Genomic DNA, 19,980 nt, shown 5'->3' with positions numbered 1-19,980 from the left:
AGTCATACAAAAAAAGCGGATCATTCGATCCGCTTTTTTCTTGGCGATGTCGGCGAATTAATGTTCGATCGCGAGCCAGATCGCCTTCGGTTCCGTGAAGTTTTCGATTGCGACATCGCCGTGTTCGCGGCCGAAGCCCGAATCGCCTGAACCGCCCCACGGCAGGCGCACATCGGTATAGCCGTAGGTGTTGATCCACACGGTGCCTGCCCTCAGCGCGTGCGCGACGCGATGCACGCGGCCGATGTCCGCGCTCCACACGCCCGCCGCGAGACTGTACGCCGTGCCGTTCGCGATGCGCACCGCGTCCTCTTCGTCGTCGAAGCGCACGACGCTCGCCACCGGACCGAAGATTTCCTCCTGCGAGATGCGCATCTCGTGCTCGACGTTTGCGAACACCGTCGGTTCGACGAAGAAACCCTTCTGACCGATACGCGCGCCGCCCGTCACGATCGACGCGCCCTCGTTCCTGCCGATCTCCACGTAATCGAGCACCGTCTTCATCTGCGCGGCAGACACGAGCGGGCCCATCGTCGTTTCGCGTTCATTGGGATCGCCGACCTTGATCCCTTGCGCGCGCGCCGCGAGCCGTTCGACCACTTCGTCGTACACATCGCGATGCGCGAGAATCCGCGAACCCGCCGAACACACCTGCCCCGTGTTGAAGAAGATGCCGGAAGCCGCCGCGCGCACGGCGTTGTCGATATTCGCGTCGGCGAAAATCACGTTCGCCGATTTGCCGCCGAGTTCCAGCGTCACGCGCTTGAAGTTGCCCGCCGCGCCCTGCAGAATGCCGCGCCCCACCGACGGCGATCCTGTGAACGTCACCTTGTCGATGTCCGGATGCGCGACGATTGCATCGCCGACCACACGCCCCTTGCCCGTCACAATGTTCAGCACACCGGGCGGCACGCCCGCTTCCAGCGCGAGTTCGCCGACGCGCAGCGCGGACAGCGGCGTGATCTCGGCGGGCTTGACGACCATCGTGCAACCGCACGCGAGCGCGGGCGCGATCTTCCACATGCCGATCATCAGCGGGAAATTCCACGGCACGATCGCGCCGACCACGCCGACGGGCTCGCGGATCGTGTAAGTGAGCGCGTCGGGACGCACGGGCACGACCTGACCGTTGATCTTGTCGCACCAGCCGGCGTAGTAGGCGAGCGTGTCGATGGCGGCGGGCACGTCCTGGCGTTTGACGGCCCCGAGCGGCTTGCCCGCGTCGAGGCTTTCGAGCGCGACGATTTCGTCCTGATGCTCGCGCAGCAGTTCTGAGAAGCGCATGAGGATGCGGCCGCGCTCGGCGGCGCGCATGCCGTTCCAGACTTTGAGCGCAGCGCGCGCGGCCTTCACGGCCGTATCGACATCCTGCGCGCTGCCTTGTGCGACGAGCGCTATCGGCTCTTCCGTCGCAGGGTTGATATTGACTGAGTACTCGCCCGTACCGGGCGGCAGCCGCTTACCGTCGATGAGAAGATCGTGGCGTCTGAGGTCGGTTTCAGTGTCCATCCCATGCTCCTTACGATTGGCGATATTGCGTATTCGCGAACCGTCAACTGAACCGCCCGCACCCTTGGGCTTATGAGGCTCGCATTAACGCCTCGTCATCGGGTACGCACGGCATCGGTTCGTGTGTGGCTCCTTTAATTATCGAGTGTGCAGTTGTTGTGCCTGTGGTCGACGACGCGCCGGCATGGGCGGGCAAGTCCTTGCCGGAAAACAGCGACCACACGGCTTCCGCATTCGGGCGCAACGAGCGGTTGCGACGCCGCACGAGCATCGTCGTCACGGACACTTCGGGCACGAGCGGACGCGCGACGAGCGATGCCGGCAACGCAGCGCCATGCGGATCGACAGGCAGTACGCCGATGCCGAGACCCAGTTCGATCATACGCAACGCCGCGGCAAGATGGCCGCATTCGTTGGCGCGCGCGGCATCGATACGATGCGTGTTCAATGCGCGCTCCGTCACGTTGCGCGTGCCCGCTTCCGCGTTGAGCGTGACCAGCTGCGTGACGCTGCGGCTATTGCGCAGCGCCTCCCAGTGCACGGCGGCGCCCGATGCGAGCGGATGCGCGTGCGGCAGCACGGCGCACAGCGGCGTCGACACGAGCGGCTGCATGTGGAAAGCATCGGCGCCCGCGACGTTCGCGTCGCACAGCACGCCGAAATCGACTTCGCCTTGCTCGATTGCTGCGAGCACGGCATGTTGGGGTTGTTCCTTCGCGGTGACGATCAGGTCGGGGAAATGCGCGGCGCTGCGCGCGAGCCGCTCGGGCAACCAGCCCGACGACGTCACGGGATCGCACGCGACCACGACGAGCCCGGTGTGCTCTTCGTGCGCGGCGCGCTCCTCGCGCAAGGTCAGCTCGATCTCCTCGATCAGGCGCCCGATGCGCCGTTCGAGCCGCGAGCCCGCTGTCGTCAGTTCGACCTGACGCGTCGTGCGATCGAAGAGACGCAATGCAATCGACTCTTCGAGTTCGCGCACGCACCGGCTCACGGCCGACTGTGTCAGGTCGAACTCGCGCGCCGCGCGGGTGAAGCTCCGCTGACGCGCGACGGCGACGAACACCTTCAATTGCTGCAACGATACGTTCATGTGTTCACGTCGCCATGTTGAAGTGATACGGGTTTATTCGCCCGTCTGTTCCGGCCAGTGACGCAGGCCCGGTCCATTGGCCGCGAGTTCCGGCTCGAGTTCGTGAGACCTTTCGTTCGATGAAGCGATCCAGCGTGCGCGCATCGGTGCCAGCACGAATTTCGCCGACACACCCGCAGCAATCGTGATCACTGCCGAGACGATGAACACCAGGTTCCAGCCACCCGTCGCCGCAAGCACCGAGGCGATCGGCACGATCAGCGAGGCCGTGCCCTTTGCCGTGTACAGCGTGCCTGCATTCGCCGCCGCATACTTGCTGCCGAACGTGTCCGCGCAGATTGCCGGGAAGATCGAGAAGATCTCGCCCCAGAACAGGAAGATCAGTGCCGCGAACGTCATGAACGCATACGGGTTCTGGCCATACTGCATCAAGCCCAGCAGCGCGAGACCTTCGCCGATGAAGATCGCGAACATCGTGTTTTCACGGCCGATCTTGTCCGAGATGAAGCCGCACAGCGGACGCGTGAAGCCATTGCAGATGTTGTCGATCGACAGCGTCATCGTGAGCAGCGGCAGCGTGGCGCCGAAGAGCGTCATCGGCAGCTTGGCGAGACCCCAGTCCTTTGCGATCGGACCGAGCTGCGCAGTCGCCATCAGACCGCCCGCCGCGACCGCGACGAACGATGCGTAGATCACCCAGAACACAGGCGATTTGATCATCTGGCCCGGCGTGTAGTCCTGCTTCGTGACGGCGAACTTGCGCTTGATGGCCGCGACCTTCACGCCTTCCGGCTTTTTCAGCATCAACGCCAGCAGGAAGATGCACACGCCCTGCAGAATGCCGAAGAACAGGAACGTATGCTCATAACCCTTCGCGTTGATCATGTTCGCGATTGGGATCACCGTCACCGCTGCACCAGCGCCGAAGCCCGCAGCCGTCAGGCCCGCTGCGAGACCGCGCTTGTCCGGAAACAGCTTGAGCGCATTGCCGACGCATGTGCCGTACACGCCGCCCGCACCGATACCGGCGATCACGGACGCGATGTACAACTCCGGCAGCGTCGTCGCGAACGAATTCATCACCCACGCAAGCCCCGCGCAGATCGCGCCGGCCGCCACGACAGGACGCGGACCGAACTTGTCGACGAGCCAGCCTTCGATCGGGACCAGCCACGTCTCCGTGAGAATGAAGATCGAGAATGCGAGCTGCACTTCTGCACGCCCCCAATGATGCTTCGTGCTCATAGGCGTGACGAACAAGGTCCACGCGTATTGAAGGTTGGCGACGAGCGCCATACACAAGAGGCCGATTACTAGTTGCCACCACCGGTTGCGCCAGAACGCAACGGGAGCTTGCTGAGAAATGCTGTTCATGTGCCTGTCTCCGCTATCTATTTAGGGCCGCCGGACAAAACGCCGGCCTGCATCCATGCCACCTTATAGTTGTGCCCCGATCGGACCGCTTCGGGGATATTCGCAATGCCAATTCCACTTCTTCTTTTCTAAAAACCTTTAAGCCGATTTAGCGGTTCTTTCACCCGATCGATAAAAGAGTGCCGGTCATCAGTTCTCGTTGTCGCCGCATCGGGGCCTTGTTTTAAGCGTTAACCCGATACTTGCGCTGCCATTCGTCCATTACAGAATCCATGCTAGGGTCAATGCTGAATTACTGATAATTAAAGTTTGTTACCATGAAGATTCATCTTCGCTTATACATCTGCCATGACAATGCGTAACGCGACCCTGCGCCAGCTGAAAGTCTTCGAAACGGTGGCGCGGCATCTGAGCTTTTCGCGCGCGGCGGAGGAACTCCACCTCACCCAGCCCGCTGTTTCCACGCAGGTCCGACAGCTTGAAGAACATGCGGGCCTGCCGCTTTTCGAACAACTCGGCAAGAAGATCTACCTGACGCCGGCCGGCACCGAAATGCTTCACTACAGCCGCGCGATCATTCAGCAATTTCATGAAGTCGATGAAGCGATGGGCCAGCTCAAGGGCGTATCGGGCGGCAAGCTGAACGTCTCGGTGATCAGTGCGGGCGACTACTTCTTTCCACGGCTGCTCGCCGAATTTACGCGGCGCTATGCGGGCGTCGAACTGAATCTTGCTGTGCACAACCGCGAAGAACTGCTGCATCAGCTGGCGACCAATCAGACCGATCTCGCGGTGATGGTGCGTCCGCCGCAGGAAGGGGACGCGATCAACGAAGCGTTCGCGCCGCACCCGTATGTGATCGTCGCGGCGCCCACGCATCCCCTCGCGAACAAGCGCAACATCAAGCTCAGCCAGCTTGCTAGCGAAGCATTCGTCGTGCGCGAGCGCGGCTCCGATACGTGGAATTCGATGGAAGAAGGTTTTGCGGGACGCCTGACCAACCTCAAGATCGCGATGGAGATCAAGAGCACGGAGACGATCAAGCAGGCCGTGATCGCGGGCATGGGCATCGCGTTTCTGTCGGCGCATACGATCAGTCTCGAACTGCAGGTCGGGCATCTCGTCGTGCTCGATGTCGAGGGTTTTCCCGTGATGCTCAACTGGTACGTCGTGCATCGCAAGAACAAGCGCTTGCCGCCCGTGGCCGTGGCGTTCAAGCGCTTTCTGATGGAAGAAGGCGCGAATCTGATCGAGCAGATCACGCGGGTGAATCAACTGGCCGTCCATAAGTGACGTGCTATGGATTGCCAATAAAACTTTAACTATTGCAGATTCGTTGTGGCTTCTATGCTTCTGTCGAACGTCGTCCCCCGACTTAGGAGCATTGCAATGAATCAGTCTGCCGATCTGCACAATGAAGCGCTGCTGAGCGCCTACAACGCCGCGTTCAGCGATCTCGGCCTGCGTTTCCGCTGGAGCCAGGCGACGCTCGATTTCTTCGATGACGTCAGCAACGAAGTGGCGCGCATCTCCGCCTACATCGAGCGCTTTCACGCGCATCTGCTCAACGCCTACGACGCCGACTTTCTCGCGCAACTGATCTTCGACAGGAAGAACCAGTTCTATCGCGAGTCCACGGCTCAATGACGCAGGGTTGCAGTTCATCGATGGCTCTCTCCGACGTCCGCGCTGTGCGATCCTTTCGATGCACACAGCGCGGACGTCATGCATTTCCCCAGTGAAGTGTTAGTGGCGTTTCAGCTGATAACGTTGCCGGCTTCGCACGCGCAGCGTCGCATGCGCCAGATGCGCATTTCTCGCCGATGACAGACAACGCGCCTGCGTACGGCGCGGATTGTTCGTATAGGTCCAGCGCTGCGTGAAATCGTCGGATGGTTGCATGCGTGCGGCGTCGCCGTCCCACGCGACACGCAGCGATGCGCTACGCCGCGCCAGCATCCCGCAATGCGCGGGCGCACGCATACCGTGTTCATGTGTCGTCAGCATCACATGTGCCCCGAGCGCCGCAGCGAGCAGGCTGACAGCGAACAGCGCCGCGATTCCCGGCAGTTGCGCGGGCTCGTTGACAAAAGCGTAACCAAGCCAGATACACAATCCCAATGCGAGCAGATCGACGATCTTGTCGCCGGCCGCCGCTTGCCGCGCGCTTCGCCTGCCATGCGCGAGCCGCTTGACGAACACGATCGACGCGATCGCGAACATCAGTGCGCCCGAGAAGACGAATACATACAACTCGAGTCGCTCGAGTCCCGACCACGCGATGAAGTCCGCACCATCCGGCATGTCATCTCCTTGCGTTGCGCATTCGCGCCAGTTCGATTCTTTGTTCTGCTTCCTGACCCGATCTTTTTCTCAGATCGCGCCTGCCGTCCTGAGCGCTTCGATCTGTTCAGGCGAATAACCGAGTTCGGCCATCACTTCTTCCGTGTGCTCGCCGAGCAGCGGCGAACGGATGACTTCCGTCGGGCTGTCCGACAGCTTGATCGGATTGCCCACCGTCAGATATTTTCCGCGCACCGGGTGATCGACTTCGACAATCGTCCCTGTTTTACGCAGCGATTCGTCGTCCGCGATCTCTTTCATCGACAGAATCGGGCCGCATGGAATGTCGTGTTCGTTGAGGATTTCCATCGCCTCGAACTTGGTCTTCGTCATCGTCCAGCGTTCGACTTCCGCGAAGATTTCCTTCAAACGCGGCAGGCGTGCATTGGGCGTTGCGTACTCCGGGTCGGTCGCCCACTCTTCCTTGCCGATCACGTTGCAGATCTTCGCCCACACAGGCGCTTGCGTGATGAAGTAGATGTACGCGTTCGGATCGTGCTCCCAGCCTTTGCACTTGAGAATCCAGCCCGGCTGTCCGCCACCCGACGCATTGCCTGCACGCGGCACCGCTTCACCAAATGTGCCGTTCGGATATTGCGGGTACTCTTTCATCACACCGGTGCGTTCCAGGCGTTGCTGGTCGCGCAGCTTCACGCGGCAGAGATTCAGCACGCCGTCCTGCATCGCGGCGAGTACTTTCTGGCCGCGGCCCGTCATCGTCCGCTGATAGAGCGCGGTGACGATGCCGAGTGCGAGATGCAGACCCGTGCCGCTATCGCCAATCTGTGCGCCCGTCACGACGGGCGGGCCGTCGTCGAAACCCGTCGTCGAAGCCGCGCCGCCCACGCATTGCGCGACATTTTCGTAGACCTTGCAGTCCTCATAAGGACCGGGACCGAAGCCCTTCACGGAGGCCACGATCATCTTCGGATTGAGTTCCTGGATCCGCTCCCACGTGAAGCCCATGCGATCGAGCGCGCCGGGCGCGAAGTTCTCGACCATCACGTCGCACTTCTGGATCAGCGCCTCGAGTACAAGCTTGCCTTCGGGATTCTTCGTATCGATGGTCACCGAGCGCTTGTTGTGGTTGAGCATCGTGAAGTAGAGGCTGTCCGCGTCAGGCACGTCGCGCAGTTGCTCGCGCGTGATATCGCCAGCGCCTGCGCGCTCCACCTTGATCACGTCCGCGCCGAACCATGCGAGCAACTGCGTGCAGGTCGGCCCCGATTGCACGTGCGTGAAATCGAGAATGCGCACACCGTCGAGTGCTTTGCCCATGTTGTCTCCCTTCCGAGCACTTCGCGCTCTTATTTCGATCGTCCGTGTTCAATACGGTATGTGATATATCTAATCGCTGCAAGCGCTTTCACTACCGTAAGCAGAATCCCGTAGAAACGTCTGAAGCCTTTACTGACAAGGCATCGAGACCGAATTGCAAATTAAGCAGCGGTTTCACAAAGGGAAAACCCCGATCCGTTTCTCCGCTTGAGCATCTCTGATATATCACATACCATATTTCTACCCTGAGCCGACCACCCACTCACTGACGCCGGCAGGCGTCGAACTCAACTAGCGAGGAGACAGGTGAATATTCACGAATATCAGGCGAAGGAACTGCTGAAGGGCTATGGCGTCGCCGTGCCGAACGGCCGCGTCGCGTTCACGCCGCAGGAGGCCGAAGACGCGGCGCTCGCGCTCGGCGGCTCGGTGTGGGTCGTGAAGTCGCAGATTCACGCGGGCGGGCGCGGCGCGGGCCGCTTCACCGATGATCCGAACGGCAAGGGCGGCGTGCGCGTCGTGAAGACGGTCAGCGACGTCGCTTCGAATGCCGCGCAGATGCTGTCGCACGTGCTCGTCACGAAGCAGACGGGACCGGCGGGCCGCGAAGTGAAGCGCGTATATGTGGAGGAAGGCTGCGCGATCGAACGCGAGCTGTATCTCGGCATGCTGATCGACCGCAGCACGTCGCGCATCACGGTGATGGCGTCGACGGAAGGCGGCATGGAAATCGAGGAAGTCGCCGAGCGCACGCCCGAGAAAATCCTCAAGGTCGCGATCGATCCGGCGACGGGCCTGCAACCGTTCCACGCGCGCCAGCTCGCCTTCGGTCTCGGGCTGACGGGCAAGCAGGTCAAGTCGGCGACGCAGTTCATCGCCAACACGTACCGCGCGTTCGTCGAACTGGATGCGTCGATCGTCGAGATCAATCCGCTCGTCGTCACGCAGCAAGGCGACGTGATCGCGCTCGACGCAAAGATCAATTTCGACGACAACGCCCTCTTCCGTAATCCGCCCATCGAAGCGCTGCGCGACGAAGCGGAAGAAGACGCCGCCGAACTCGAAGCCGCCAAGCACGGCCTGAATTACGTGACGCTCGACGGCAACATCGGCTGCATGGTGAACGGCGCCGGCCTCGCGATGGCGACGATGGACATCATCAAGCTCTATGGCGGCGAGCCGGCGAATTTTCTCGACGTCGGCGGCGGCGCGACCAAAGAGCGCGTCGCGACGGCGTTCCGGCTGATTCTGCGCGATCCGAAAGTCGAAGGGATTCTGGTCAACATCTTCGGCGGCATCATGCGTTGCGACGTGATCGCGGAAGGCGTGGTGAGCGCGGCGCGCGAAGTGGACCTGCGCGTGCCGCTCGTCGTGCGGCTGGAAGGCACGAACGTCGAACTCGGCAAGCAGATTCTGCGCGACTCGGGTCTGCCGATTCTCTCGGCCGATCACCTCGCCGACGCGGCGAGCAAAGTGGTCGCCGCAGTCAAGGACAAGAACCACGCGGCAGTCGCGACGGAGGCAAACTGACATGGCCGTACTGATCGATCGTAATACGAAGGTGATTTGCCAGGGCTTCACCGGCTCGCAGGGCACGTTTCACTCCGAACAGGCCGTCGCGTACGGCACGCAGATGGTCGGCGGCGTCACGCCCGGCAAGGGCGGCACGTCGCATCTGGGTTTGCCCGTCTTTGATACCGTCGCCGACGCCGTCGGCGCGACGGGCGCGAATGCATCCGTGATCTACGTGCCGCCGCCGATGGCCGCCGACGCGATTCTCGAAGCCGTCGATGCCGAAATCCCGCTCGTCGTCTGCATCACGGAAGGCATTCCCGTGATCGACATGGTTCGCGTGAAGCGCGCGCTGGCCGGTTCGGCGACGCGTCTGATCGGGCCGAACTGCCCGGGCGTCATCACGCCGGGCCAGTGCAAGATCGGCATCATGCCGGGGCATATTCACCGGCCGGGCAAGATCGGCGTGGTGTCGCGCTCGGGCACGCTGACTTACGAAGCCGTCGCGCAAACGACGGCGGCGGGCCTCGGGCAGACGACGTGCATCGGTATCGGCGGCGATCCCGTCAACGGCACGAACTTCATCGACTGCCTGGAGATGTTCCTCGCCGACGACGAGACGGAAGGCATCATCATGATCGGCGAAATCGGCGGCTCGGCGGAAGAGGACGCGGCGCAGTTCCTCAAGGACTCGCGCACCAACAAGCCCGTGGTCGGTTTCATCGCGGGCACGAGCGCGCCTCCCGGACGTCGGATGGGTCACGCGGGCGCGATCATCTCGGGCGGCAAAGGCACGGCGGGCGCGAAGATCGACGCGATGCGCGCGGCGGGCATTCACGTCGCGCAGTCGCCGGCGGCGCTTGGCGAGACGATGCTGAAGGCTTTTCAGTGACGATGTAAGGACGTAAAAAAAGCCAGCGGACTTTTCGGTCCGCTGGCTTTTTGCTTCAAACCTGCTGCAACGACGCTCAGTCGAGAAAATCGCAGTTCGCGTCGACGAAAGCGGCAAGCCCGAGCGAGTGCTCGCGCACCAGACGCTCGGCGAGTTCCGTATCGCGCTTTTCCAGTGCTTCGATGATGCGCAGATGATCGACGATCGAGCGCGACGCGCGGTCGCTCTGCGAAATCGTCATGCGCCGGATCGCGCGCACGTGGACGAAGATGTTCTTGATCGTGTCGAGAATGATCTGCGACTTCGACAGTTCGACGATCGCCTGATGGAACGCGATGTTCGCGTTCGAATACTCGGCGATATGCTCGGCCGGCGTCGAATCGCGGAACTGGTCGAACATGTGGCGCAGCTTGGCGATCTCTTCATCCGATGCGTGCAAGGTGGCGAGACGCGCGGCCATGCTTTCGAGCGCGGCCCACATCTGGATCATCTCGACGATCTCACGCTTGCTCTTGCGCACAATATAAATGCCGCGTCTCGGCACCATGCGCAGAAAGCCTTCCTGCTCCAGCAGCGTCATCGCCTCGCGCACGGGCGTGCGGCTCACGCCCAGGGATTCGCTCAACGCGCGCTCGTCGAGACGAATCTCTTCGCTCGACGCGTAGATGTCGGCATCCGCGATGGCCTGACGCAACATCGAGTAAGCCTGATCGCGCAGGCTGGCGCTGTTGCCGATGGGCTGCAGCGCCAGAGGCAGGTTCAGTGCGGGTGTAGCCACTGCTGGGTGCGGCGCTTAGTTCGACGAGCCGACTGCGTTCATCGCGGCTTCGACACGCGCGCGGTACGGCGTGGCTTGACGCACCGGAGCGGCTTCGAGACCGACATAACGGCCATGCTTCGATGCCAGCTCGGCGACATGCTGGGGAATCCAGCGCGTCAGCAGCACGGTTGCGGCCGAACCCAGGCCCACGACAGCAACGGCGAAGAATGCAAGCGTCACGAAATCCATTTGGTGCTCCCGTCATTGAGTGATCGAATGACTCAATCATATGCTGCGTCGCGACAAAAATCAAGTATCTTGTATGTGATATATCAAATACTGTTGTTCAGCGGCGACAACAATCCCAACTTAGCACGGCGGGCGCGGAGCCGCGACGGCTGGCGGTCCAGCCGGAAACTGTACTTTTTTCCTATGCTGCGAACTGTACTTATGAAGCGTTCGACAACGAAAAAATAGAGGGTGAACCCGAATCCCAAAAATCGACTGAAAAGCCTTTCTGTGTGCTTACGCAGCAAAGTGCGCACCTGAATCGATTCGGCAAAAAACTCAATGCCCGCGCATCGTGCGTCACGCCGTCACCTGCGGCCTCATGTCGCTTGAAATGGTTGTATCCCGCTTCGCACAACCCTTCCGGCCGCTTCCATATGCATTTCATTCTCATATTGCAAAGCGTGTCGCATGCACCTATCGTCTCGCCATTGCCGAATATGGCCACCGGCTAACACAGTTTTAATATGTTGCAGCCCAGCATATGTAATGAAACTGCGTTAGCTCAAGTTTCGGCAATTACAACCGATAACCAGACGTTTAGCCCGATCGGAGACCGACCATGAGCAGCATTTCTGAGCCCGGCGGCGACGCCCGCTCGCCATCCTTCTTTTCTAAACAGGCAACGATCGCCCAACCTGGCTTTTCCCGCTGGATGGTGCCGCCTGCCGCCCTCGCCGTGCATCTGTGTATCGGTCAGGCCTATGCGTTCTCCGTGTTCAACGGACCGCTCACCAAAGTCATCGGCATCACGCAGTCCGCACCGGACGACTGGTCGCTGACGGCACTCGGCTGGATCTTCTCGCTAGCCATCGTGTTTCTCGGCCTGTCGGCGGCATTTGCCGGCAAGTGGCTCGAAAAAGTCGGCCCGCGCCGCACGATGTTCACGGCGGCCTGCTGCTTCGGCGGCGGCTTCATCGTTTCGGCGATCGGCGTGTGGCTCCATCAGATCGTGCTGCTGTATCTCGGCTATGGCGTGCTCGGCGGGGTCGGCCTCGGTCTCGGCTATGTGTCGCCCGTGTCGACGCTGATCCGCTGGTTCCCGGACCGCCGCGGCATGGCGACGGGCATGGCGATCATGGGCTTCGGCGGCGGCGCGATGATCGCCGCACCGCTGTCCGTCGCGCTGATGAACCACTTCAAGAGCGCGACGAGCATCGGCGTGGCTGAAACGTTCATCGTGCTCGGCATTGCCTACTTCATCTCGATGACGATCGGTTCGCTCGCGATCCGCGTTCCGCCCGCAGACTGGAAGCCGGCTGGCTGGACGCCGCCCGCGACCACGACGACGAAGATGATCACGCGCAACCACGTGCACATCGACCAGGCGCTGAAGACGCCCCAGTTCTATCTGATCTGGCTGGTGCTGTTCCTGAACGTGACGGCCGGCATCGGCATTCTCGGCCAGGCATCGGTGATGATCCAGGAAAGCTTCAAGAACACGGTGACGCCGGCGGCAGCCGCAGGCTTCGTCGGTCTGCTGTCGCTTTTCAACATGGGCGGCCGTTTCGTGTGGGCATCGGCGTCGGACTACGTGGGCCGCAAGAACACGTACTTCATCTTCTTCGCGCTGGGCGCCGTGCTGTACTGGCTCGTGCCGAGTTTCGCGACGACGGGCAACATCGCCCTCTTCGTGCTCTGCTACTGCGTGATCCTGTCGATGTACGGCGGCGGCTTCTCGACCGTGCCCGCGTATCTCGCGGACATGTTCGGCACCGCGTTCGTCGGCGGCATTCACGGCCGTCTGCTGACGGCGTGGGCGGCAGCGGGCGTCGCTGGCCCCGTGCTCGTCAACTACATCCGCGCTTACCAGGTCGCGCATGGCGTTGCCAAGGCAGACGCCTACACGATGACCGTGCACATCATGACCGTGCTGCTCGTCATCGGCTTCATCTGCAACCTGCTCGTGAAGCACGTGAACGAAAAGCATCACATGACGGACGCGCAACTCGCATCCGCCAAATAAGGCCCGACACAGGAGAATGACAATGTCGACGCAAAACGCTCATCCGACGAACAAGGGCCTCATGGCCGTGTTCTGGCTGTATGTGCTGATTCCGCTGACGTGGGGCGTGGTCAACACGCTGCTGCAGGCGATGAAGCTGTTCGGCTAAGCCGCTACAGCATCAGCATCGATTGAAGAAAAGGCCGGGCATCGCTGCCCGGCCTTTTTGTTTTGGTAGTTAGAATTCCGGCGCCTGCACGGGCTGCAACTGCAACGGAAATCTGATCTCGAAGGTCGTGCCGACGCCTCGCTGCGAATCGAAGCGCAGCTCGCCGTCCAGCATGCGGCACAACTCCTTGACGATCGCGAGGCCGAGACCCGCGCCGGGCACGTCGTCGTCGTTCGCGCGCTCGAATTCCCTGAACACGCGATCGCGATCTCCATCACCGATACCTACTCCCGTATCCGACACGCGCAGACACCACGCGTCGTTGCCGCGCGTGCGCATGTCGAGCGTGACCTTGCCCGCCTTCGTGTACTTGACGGCATTCGTGAGCAGATTGATCGCGATCTGTTTGAGCTTCAGGCGATTCGACTGCACCGACTCGAGTTGTCCGTCGAACGATGCATTCAGCTCGAGCCCTTTCTCGCGTATCGTCGGGCCACACGACGCGACCAGTTCGTCGAACAGCGCGTGCAGATCGACGGATTCGATGGCGATCTGGTTCGTGTCGCCGAGCACGACCGAATACTCGACGAGTTCATCGACGAGCACTTTCATGTCGGCGGCCTGGCGGTTCGCGAGCGCCAGTGCGGCTTCCGTTTTCGCGGGCGCGCGCGCGACGAGTTGCAGCGCCATCGAAAACACATTGAGAAAGTTTCGCAAGTCATGCACGACGCTGCGCGTGATCTGCATGCGCGACTCGTACAGTTCGCCGACCAGCTTCTGCTTGAGCAACAGTTCGTGATTCGCGCGTTCGAGCCGCCCCGTGTATTCGTCGATCTTGCGGTCGCGCTCCGTCACGACTTCACGCACCGACGTCAGCGTGACGAAGCTCACGGACTCGTCGATGAAATAGCGCGCGCGTTCTTCGTAACGCCGCGAGAAAGCGGGATGCGCTTCCGCGTATTGCACGACGGCGCCCATCAGCGTCTGACGGAACAGATCGAGCTCGCGCACGAGTTCGTCGATGCGATAGCCCTGTTTCCAGCGCATTTTGCCGTGCAGCCGCGCCTTGCGTTCGATCTCGGGTTCGACTTCTTCGAGATCCTGTTGCTCAAGCGCGCTGCAGATGGATTCAAGTATGTCGGGTACATGATCCGACAACTGGTCGTTGGTCAGCCGGTCGGCTTCCGTCAGCTCGGCATCGCTGAAAACGGATTTCAGCCAGCGCTCCGTGAGCTCGACCTCGTTCTTGCGGATATACCCGGCAAATGCGCCGAGCGGTCGTGATTGCGTCGTGGCCATGATGTCGCTCGCGCCCCGCTAAAAGCGTCGTGCTGCGATGTCGAACGGCTGCGGCACCGCACGTGGCCGCAACCCTCTCCCATGTCGGCTGTACGCCAACGACGTTCATCCTACTACGACTTGAGCCGATAGCCCGTTTTGAAGATCCACGCGATCACTGCGAGGAAGATGCAAAGAAACAGCGCCGTCATGCCGAGACTGATGCCGACGCCGACATCCGCGAGTCCGAAGAAGCTCCAGCGAAAGCCGCTGACCAGATAGACGATGGGATTGAACAGCGTGATCACCTTCCACGCGGGCGGCAGCATCGAGACGGAGTAGAAGCTGCCGCCAAGGAACGTTAGCGGCGTAATGATGAGCAGCGGCACGAGCTGCAGCTTCTCGAAGTTGTCGGCCCATATGCCGATGATGAAGCCGAGCAGACTGAACGTGATGGCTGTCAGCACGAGAAACCCGACCATCCAGAACGGGTGCTGTATCTGCAGCGGCACGAACAGGCCAGCGGTGGCGAGAATGATGAGACCGAGAATGATCGACTTGGTCGCGGCCGCGCCGACGTAGCTGATCACGATCTCCAGATATGACACGGGCGCGGACAACAGTTCGTAAATCGTGCCCGTGAAGCGCGGGAAATAGATGCCGAAAGACGCATTCGAAATGCTCTGCGACAACAGCGACAGCATGATGAGTCCCGGCACGATGAACGAACCGTAGCTGATGCCTTCCACTTCGCGGATACGCGAGCCGATCGCCGAGCCGAACACGATGAAATACAGCGACGTCGAAATGACGGGCGCGATGATGCTCTGCATCAGCGTGCGCCCCGTGCGCGCCATTTCGAAGCGGTAGATCGCGCGGATTGCATGAATGTTCATCGCACGCTTTCCTCTTGTTGTTTGCGGTGCACGAGACTCACGAAAATATCTTCGAGCGAGCTTTGCGTCGTATGCAGATCCTTGAAGCGGATACCTGCTTCGCTGAGATCGTTGAGCAGCGCAACGATGCTGCTGCTCTTCTCGCGTTCCGCGTCGTACGTATAGATGAGTTCGCCGTTCTCGTTCGAGAGTTCGAGGCCGTAATGTGCGAGCGATGCAGGAATGCCCGCGAGCGGCGCTTCGAGTTGCAGCGTCAGCTGCTTCTTGCCGAGCTTGCGCATCAACTCCGCTTTCTCTTCGACGAGCTTCAGTTCGCCGCCGTTGATCACGCCGATGCGATCGGCCATCTCTTCCGCTTCTTCGATGTAATGCGTGGTGAGGATGATCGTCACGCCGTTCGCGGACAGCGAGCGCACGAGCTTCCACATATCGCGGCGCAGTTCGACGTCGACGCCTGCCGTCGGTTCGTCGAGAAACAGCACGCGCGGTTCGTGCGACAACGCCTTCGCGATCAGGACGCGCCGTTTCATGCCGCCTGACAGTTGAATGATGCGGCTATTGCGCTTGTCCCACAGCGACAGATCGCGCAACACCTTTTCGATGTGTGCCGGATTCTTCGGCTTGCCGAACAGGCCGCGGCTGAACGAGACGGTCGCCCAGACGGTCTCGAAGGCATCGGTGGTCAGTTCCTGCGGCACGAGGCCGATCAGCGTGCGCGCTGCGCGGTAGTCGTTGCGGATATCGTGACCGTCGACCGTCACGGTGCCTTCCGTCGCGTTGACGATCCCGCAGATGATGCTGATGAGCGTGGTCTTGCCCGCGCCGTTTGGCCCGAGCAATGCAAAGATTTCGCCTTGGCGAATGGAGAGATCGATACGCTTGAGGGCCTGAAAGCCCGTTGCGTACGTCTTCGACAGATTCGAAACCGAGATGATGGGTGGCATAGACGCGAACGATAGCAGATAGCGCCCCGCTGCGCCGCTACTCTGCCCCTACTGACGTTCGCGCGTCGCTTATGCATGCGGGATTGTCAAATGCGTTGCAGATAGCCTCTTCTTTTACTGCGCGCCGCCACGTAAAAACGCCAACGCCGTCCTGCATTTTGTACAGCGCCAAGTGCAGCGCAACACACAGGTCGCGCCGCCGCGCCTTGCTGCACCGCGATCGCGTCGCGTCCCACACGTTGGAACGGGCGTTGCTTGATCCGGCGAAAGCCATTGCCCTCCGCTACTGCGCACGCAGGCGAGGCCGCCTCACACCTTGCCGCGACGTCCGCGCGGCCGATTCTGCGGACATGGAGGCTTCATGCGTCTGTCGATCCTGATCAATACATCCGACCCGACTGTCAATCACGACTACGCGGTCCTGTGGCTCGACACGATCAGCCACGCGTGGACGTCGCAAGACGGGCGCGGAGTGGAGCTGCCGTCGTCGGGCGACATGCGCGAAGACGGGCACATCATGTCGCTGTGCGCGCGCGACAGCGAACAGCCGCTCGTCACGCTGTACGGCGTGCGCATCGATCGGCACGGCAACATGACGTCGGCGCAGGGCCAGGCGACGTGGATCTCGCATTCGCGGCCCGACGCCGTCGCGGGTTACTGGCGGCTACAGGCCGTCGAACGCGAAAGCGCGCATACATCGCGCGTCTCGCCTCCGACGCGTCGTTAAACATATCTCCTTCGAGCATAAAAAAGCGCCGTTGCTGCGTACGACAGCAACGGCGCCTGTTCATGCACGACCGGTTTTAAGCAGGCACCGACTCCGCAGCCTGCCGGCGCGACCACACGCGATGCTGACCGACCGCGTCGATGAACGTCTTCAGCACGGCGTCCACCTTGCCGTTATCGCCGATCGATACGCCATCCGCCTTCTCGGGCAGATGCGTCGCGGACAGCAGTTCCTTGCCCGCGCCGATCGCGGCAATCGCCTTCAGATGCCGGAACGCTTCGAGCACGAAGTGACGTGCATCGCCCGATTGCGCGAGCGCCTTCGCGCCCTGCTCGCCGCCGACAATCACCACGCCGTCGAACATGATCGACGGCATGCCGGAAATCGTTGCGTCGGGATTCATGCCGTCGATGGCCGCGAGCGTCGGCGCGACCAGCAACGGCGTCGCGCCTTCCGCCTTCAACGCCGCCTGCACGCTCTTGATCGTCGCACCGTCGCTGCCGGGTGCGGCCATCACGGCGATCTTGCGCGTCTTGATGCCCTTCACAACGCGATTCAGCAGGCTCAGCGCCGGCGACGGCTTCTGCTTGCCCACCGCTCGCGCGCCCTTGCCGGGTTTCGGCAAGCCGAGTCCTTCCGCAACCGTCGCCGCGAGATCTGCATCGAAGTTCGCGAGGATTTCATTGACCACGCGCGCGCGAATCTCGGGCTTCGTCACCTTGCCGAGTTCGAACTGATACGCGAGCGCAATGTGCTCCTTCTCGACGTCGCTCATGCTTTGATAGAAGAGCGCGGCCTGCGAGAAATGATCGGCGAAAGAATCGCTGCGTACGCGGATCTTCGTGCCTTCCATCGGCTCTGGATAACTCTCGAAGCCGCCGTCCGTTGCTGCAGGATCCGTCTCCTTGGGCCACGCATCGCTTACCGAATTCGGCTCGTACGAAGCCTGGCCGACGTTGATCGTCTGCCGGTGCATGCCGTCGCGCTGGTTGTTCACGTTCGGGCTCACAGGACGATTGATCGGGATCTCATGGAAGTTCGGTCCGCCTAGCCGGCTGATCTGCGTATCCGTGTACGAGAACAAACGCCCCTGCAATAGCGGGTCATTCGTGAAGTCGATGCCCGGCACGACGTGTCCCGGGTGAAACGCCACCTGCTCGGTTTCGGCGAAGAAGTTGTCGGGATTCCGGTTCAACGTCATCTTGCCGATGATCTTCACGGGCACGATTTCCTCGGGCACAAGCTTGGTCGGATCGAGCAGATCGAAGTCGAACGAATCCTGATCCTTCTCTTCGATAATCTGCACGCCGAGTTCGAACTCGGGAAAGTCGCCGCGTTCGATCGCTTCCCACAGGTCGCGTCGATGAAAATCCGGGTCCTTGCCCGCGAGCTTCTGCGCTTCGTCCCACAGCACCGAGTACGAGCCGAGCACAGGTCGCCAGTGAAACTTCACCAGACGCATCGCGCCCTTCGCGTTGATGAAGCGGAACGTGTGGATGCCGAAGCCTTCCATCGTCCGCAGGCTGCGCGGAATCGCGCGGTCGGACATCGTCCATAGCACCATGTGCGCGGACTCGGGCACGAGCGAGACGAAGTCCCAGAACGTGTCGTGCGCCGAGCCGCCCGTCGGCATTTCATTCGGCGCTTCGGGCTTCACGGCATGCACGAAGTCGGGGAACTTGATCGCATCCTGAATGAAGAACACAGGCATGTTGTTGCCGACCAGGTCGTAATTGCCTTCAGACGTGTAGAACTTGGTTGCGAACCCACGCACATCGCGCACGGTATCGGCCGAACCGCGCGGACCTTGCACCGTGGAAAAGCGCACGTACACAGGCGTTTGCACGGAAGGGTCCTGCAAAAAGGCTGCTTTCGTGTATTCGGCCATCGACTCGTAGACCTGAAACACGCCATGCGCCGCCGATCCGCGCGCATGCACGATGCGCTCGGGAATGCGCTCATGGTCGAAGTGCGTGATCTTTTCACGCATGATGAAATCTTCGAGCAACGACGGACCGCGCGGACCTGCACGCAACGTGTTCTGGTTGTCCGCGATTTTCACGCCCTGATTCGTGCGCAGTGCTTCGTTTTGCGGCCGCACGCGCGAACGTTCGAGATCCTTCGACTTGAGATCTTCCGCCGGCGCGGAAGACGACGGATTGCGCTGCTTGCTTGCCATCGGTGGGGCTCCTTTTCCTGTGCTCGTGAATTGCGCGCGACGCATCGTGCATCTGCGCTGCATCGTCCAGCAAGAGTGCAAACAGTGTTCCTGGCGCTGTCGCGTGAAAGCGCGGATCGCGCGGCACAGGGTTTGCGCTAATGCAGACACGGGCGGGTCGACAGCACCGACTCGTGAAGATCAAACCATCTCCTGGAGGTTCGACCATGAAAAGCACGACCAAGAAGGTACTTGCCACTGCCCTCGTGATGGCTCTATCCGGCGGTGTCTACGCTCAGGGTGCCGGTGCCGGCGGTAACGGCGCAGGCGGCGGTTCGTCAGGCAACGGTGTCGGCGCGGGCGGCGGCAACACGGGCGGCGCAGGCGGCGTCGCGACGCCGGGCGCCAACGTAAACCGCATGCAGCGCGGCAGCACCAACGATAGCGGCTACGGCACGCCCGGCACCACGGGCACAGGCGGCGGTGCGGGCACGGGTACGGGCGCGACGCCGAACAGCGCGGGCACGAGCCGCTCGTACAACGGTACGATGCCGCAACGAGGCACGATGCAGCAGAACGGCACGATGCAGCCGGGCACCAACGGCACCAATCAGGGCGGCCAGTAATCGCGCCTGACAGGTGGGTTCCGTTGTAAAAGCCAGCTGTCGAGCACACGCCCCGGCGTTCGTCGAACGCCGGGGCGTTTTTGCGTTGGTTGCACAGGCGTTGTCGATCGAAATCCTGGTCAATATCGCGTCAACGCGGGCGATGAACTTCCGACCCATTGCGCGAGTCCATCGATGCACAGGCCATG

19 protein-coding genes are annotated in these 19,980 nt (G+C 61.4%); 8 read left to right on the top strand and 11 right to left on the bottom strand.

Going from position 1 to position 19,980, the window contains the following annotated elements:
• Positions 1-57: 57 nt before the first annotated feature.
• From QEN71_RS20440 to oxlT, 3 genes are all read right to left on the bottom strand, one after another.
• Positions 58-1,509 (bottom strand): aldehyde dehydrogenase family protein, encoded by a 1,452-nt coding sequence (locus tag QEN71_RS20440; RefSeq protein WP_201650292.1) that lies wholly within the window; start codon positions 1,507-1,509, stop codon positions 58-60.
• Between the two features lie 70 nt (positions 1,510-1,579).
• Positions 1,580-2,602 (bottom strand): LysR family transcriptional regulator, encoded by a 1,023-nt coding sequence (locus QEN71_RS20435; protein ID WP_201650293.1) that lies wholly within the window; start codon positions 2,600-2,602, stop codon positions 1,580-1,582.
• Positions 2,603-2,635: 33 nt separating this feature from the next.
• Positions 2,636-3,976, bottom strand: a complete 1,341-nt coding sequence (gene oxlT / locus QEN71_RS20430; RefSeq protein WP_201650294.1) for an oxalate/formate MFS antiporter — start codon at positions 3,974-3,976, stop codon at positions 2,636-2,638.
• A gap of 348 nt (positions 3,977-4,324) precedes the next feature.
• On the opposite strand from oxlT, the gene QEN71_RS20425 reads away from it, so the two are divergent.
• Entirely contained in the window at positions 4,325-5,269 is a 945-nt protein-coding gene (locus QEN71_RS20425) for a LysR family transcriptional regulator (RefSeq protein WP_201650295.1), read from the top strand.
• Positions 5,270-5,365: 96 nt separating this feature from the next.
• A complete protein-coding gene (locus QEN71_RS20420; RefSeq protein ID WP_201650296.1) occupies positions 5,366-5,623 on the top strand; it encodes a hypothetical protein in 258 nt (85 codons plus the stop codon).
• Positions 5,624-5,722: 99 nt separating this feature from the next.
• Here QEN71_RS20420 and QEN71_RS20415 read toward each other — a convergent pair whose 3' ends face one another.
• Both QEN71_RS20415 and frc read right to left on the bottom strand, forming a co-directional pair.
• Positions 5,723-6,280, bottom strand: a complete 558-nt coding sequence (locus QEN71_RS20415; protein ID WP_201650297.1) for an NADP transhydrogenase subunit beta — start codon at positions 6,278-6,280, stop codon at positions 5,723-5,725.
• A gap of 69 nt (positions 6,281-6,349) precedes the next feature.
• Complete coding sequence (gene frc / locus QEN71_RS20410) at positions 6,350-7,597, bottom strand: formyl-CoA transferase (protein WP_201650298.1); 1,248 nt, start codon at positions 7,595-7,597, stop codon at positions 6,350-6,352.
• 306 nt (positions 7,598-7,903) lie between these two features.
• Between frc and sucC the strand changes: the two genes are divergently transcribed.
• A complete protein-coding gene (gene sucC, locus QEN71_RS20405) occupies positions 7,904-9,127 on the top strand; it encodes an ADP-forming succinate--CoA ligase subunit beta (protein ID WP_201650299.1) in 1,224 nt (407 codons plus the stop codon).
• Between the two features lies 1 nt (position 9,128).
• Entirely contained in the window at positions 9,129-10,001 is an 873-nt protein-coding gene (gene sucD, locus QEN71_RS20400; protein ID WP_201650300.1) for a succinate--CoA ligase subunit alpha, read from the top strand.
• Between the two features lie 76 nt (positions 10,002-10,077).
• Here sucD and QEN71_RS20395 read toward each other — a convergent pair whose 3' ends face one another.
• Together QEN71_RS20395 and QEN71_RS20390 are read right to left on the bottom strand one after the other, a co-directional pair.
• A complete protein-coding gene (locus QEN71_RS20395; protein WP_233471804.1) occupies positions 10,078-10,698 on the bottom strand; it encodes a GntR family transcriptional regulator in 621 nt (206 codons plus the stop codon).
• 96 nt (positions 10,699-10,794) lie between these two features.
• Positions 10,795-11,010 carry a hypothetical protein gene (locus QEN71_RS20390; RefSeq protein WP_201650301.1) on the bottom strand — a complete coding sequence of 72 codons (216 nt, stop codon included), beginning with the start codon at positions 11,008-11,010 and terminating at the stop codon, positions 10,795-10,797.
• Between the two features lie 601 nt (positions 11,011-11,611).
• On the opposite strand from QEN71_RS20390, the gene QEN71_RS20385 reads away from it, so the two are divergent.
• Positions 11,612-13,015 carry an L-lactate MFS transporter gene (locus QEN71_RS20385; protein WP_201650302.1) on the top strand — a complete coding sequence of 468 codons (1,404 nt, stop codon included), beginning with the start codon at positions 11,612-11,614 and terminating at the stop codon, positions 13,013-13,015.
• 22 nt (positions 13,016-13,037) lie between these two features.
• Positions 13,038-13,163 (top strand): MFS transporter small subunit, encoded by a 126-nt coding sequence (locus tag QEN71_RS20380; protein ID WP_012403967.1) that lies wholly within the window; start codon positions 13,038-13,040, stop codon positions 13,161-13,163.
• Positions 13,164-13,232: 69 nt separating this feature from the next.
• Here the strand turns inward: QEN71_RS20380 and QEN71_RS20375 are convergent, their stop codons facing one another.
• From QEN71_RS20375 to QEN71_RS20365, 3 genes are all read right to left on the bottom strand, one after another.
• Positions 13,233-14,462: a sensor histidine kinase gene (locus tag QEN71_RS20375; protein ID WP_201650303.1), complete on the bottom strand. Its 1,230-nt coding sequence runs from the start codon at positions 14,460-14,462 to the stop codon at positions 13,233-13,235.
• Between the two features lie 113 nt (positions 14,463-14,575).
• Positions 14,576-15,337 carry an ABC transporter permease gene (locus QEN71_RS20370; protein WP_201650304.1) on the bottom strand — a complete coding sequence of 254 codons (762 nt, stop codon included), beginning with the start codon at positions 15,335-15,337 and terminating at the stop codon, positions 14,576-14,578.
• Positions 15,334-16,281: an ABC transporter ATP-binding protein gene (locus tag QEN71_RS20365; RefSeq protein ID WP_201650305.1), complete on the bottom strand. Its 948-nt coding sequence runs from the start codon at positions 16,279-16,281 to the stop codon at positions 15,334-15,336. Before QEN71_RS20365 ends, QEN71_RS20370 begins: the two co-directional genes overlap by 4 nt.
• 361 nt (positions 16,282-16,642) lie before the next feature.
• Here QEN71_RS20365 and QEN71_RS20360 point away from each other — a divergent pair, with 361 nt between their 5' ends.
• Positions 16,643-17,008, top strand: a complete 366-nt coding sequence (locus QEN71_RS20360) for a DUF3564 family protein (protein ID WP_201650306.1) — start codon at positions 16,643-16,645, stop codon at positions 17,006-17,008.
• A gap of 76 nt (positions 17,009-17,084) precedes the next feature.
• Here the strand turns inward: QEN71_RS20360 and katE are convergent, their stop codons facing one another.
• A complete protein-coding gene (katE, locus tag QEN71_RS20355; RefSeq protein ID WP_201650307.1) occupies positions 17,085-19,187 on the bottom strand; it encodes a catalase HPII in 2,103 nt (700 codons plus the stop codon).
• A gap of 206 nt (positions 19,188-19,393) precedes the next feature.
• On the opposite strand from katE, the gene QEN71_RS20350 reads away from it, so the two are divergent.
• Positions 19,394-19,792: a hypothetical protein gene (locus QEN71_RS20350; protein ID WP_201650308.1), complete on the top strand. Its 399-nt coding sequence runs from the start codon at positions 19,394-19,396 to the stop codon at positions 19,790-19,792.
• The last annotated feature ends 188 nt before the right edge of the window (positions 19,793-19,980 follow it).

Origin of the sequence: Paraburkholderia sabiae, from assembly GCF_030412785.1 — a bacterium.
GTDB classification, from domain to species: Bacteria; Pseudomonadota; Gammaproteobacteria; order Burkholderiales; family Burkholderiaceae; genus Paraburkholderia; species Paraburkholderia sabiae.
This window is presented reverse-complemented; position numbering and strand designations above follow the sequence as displayed.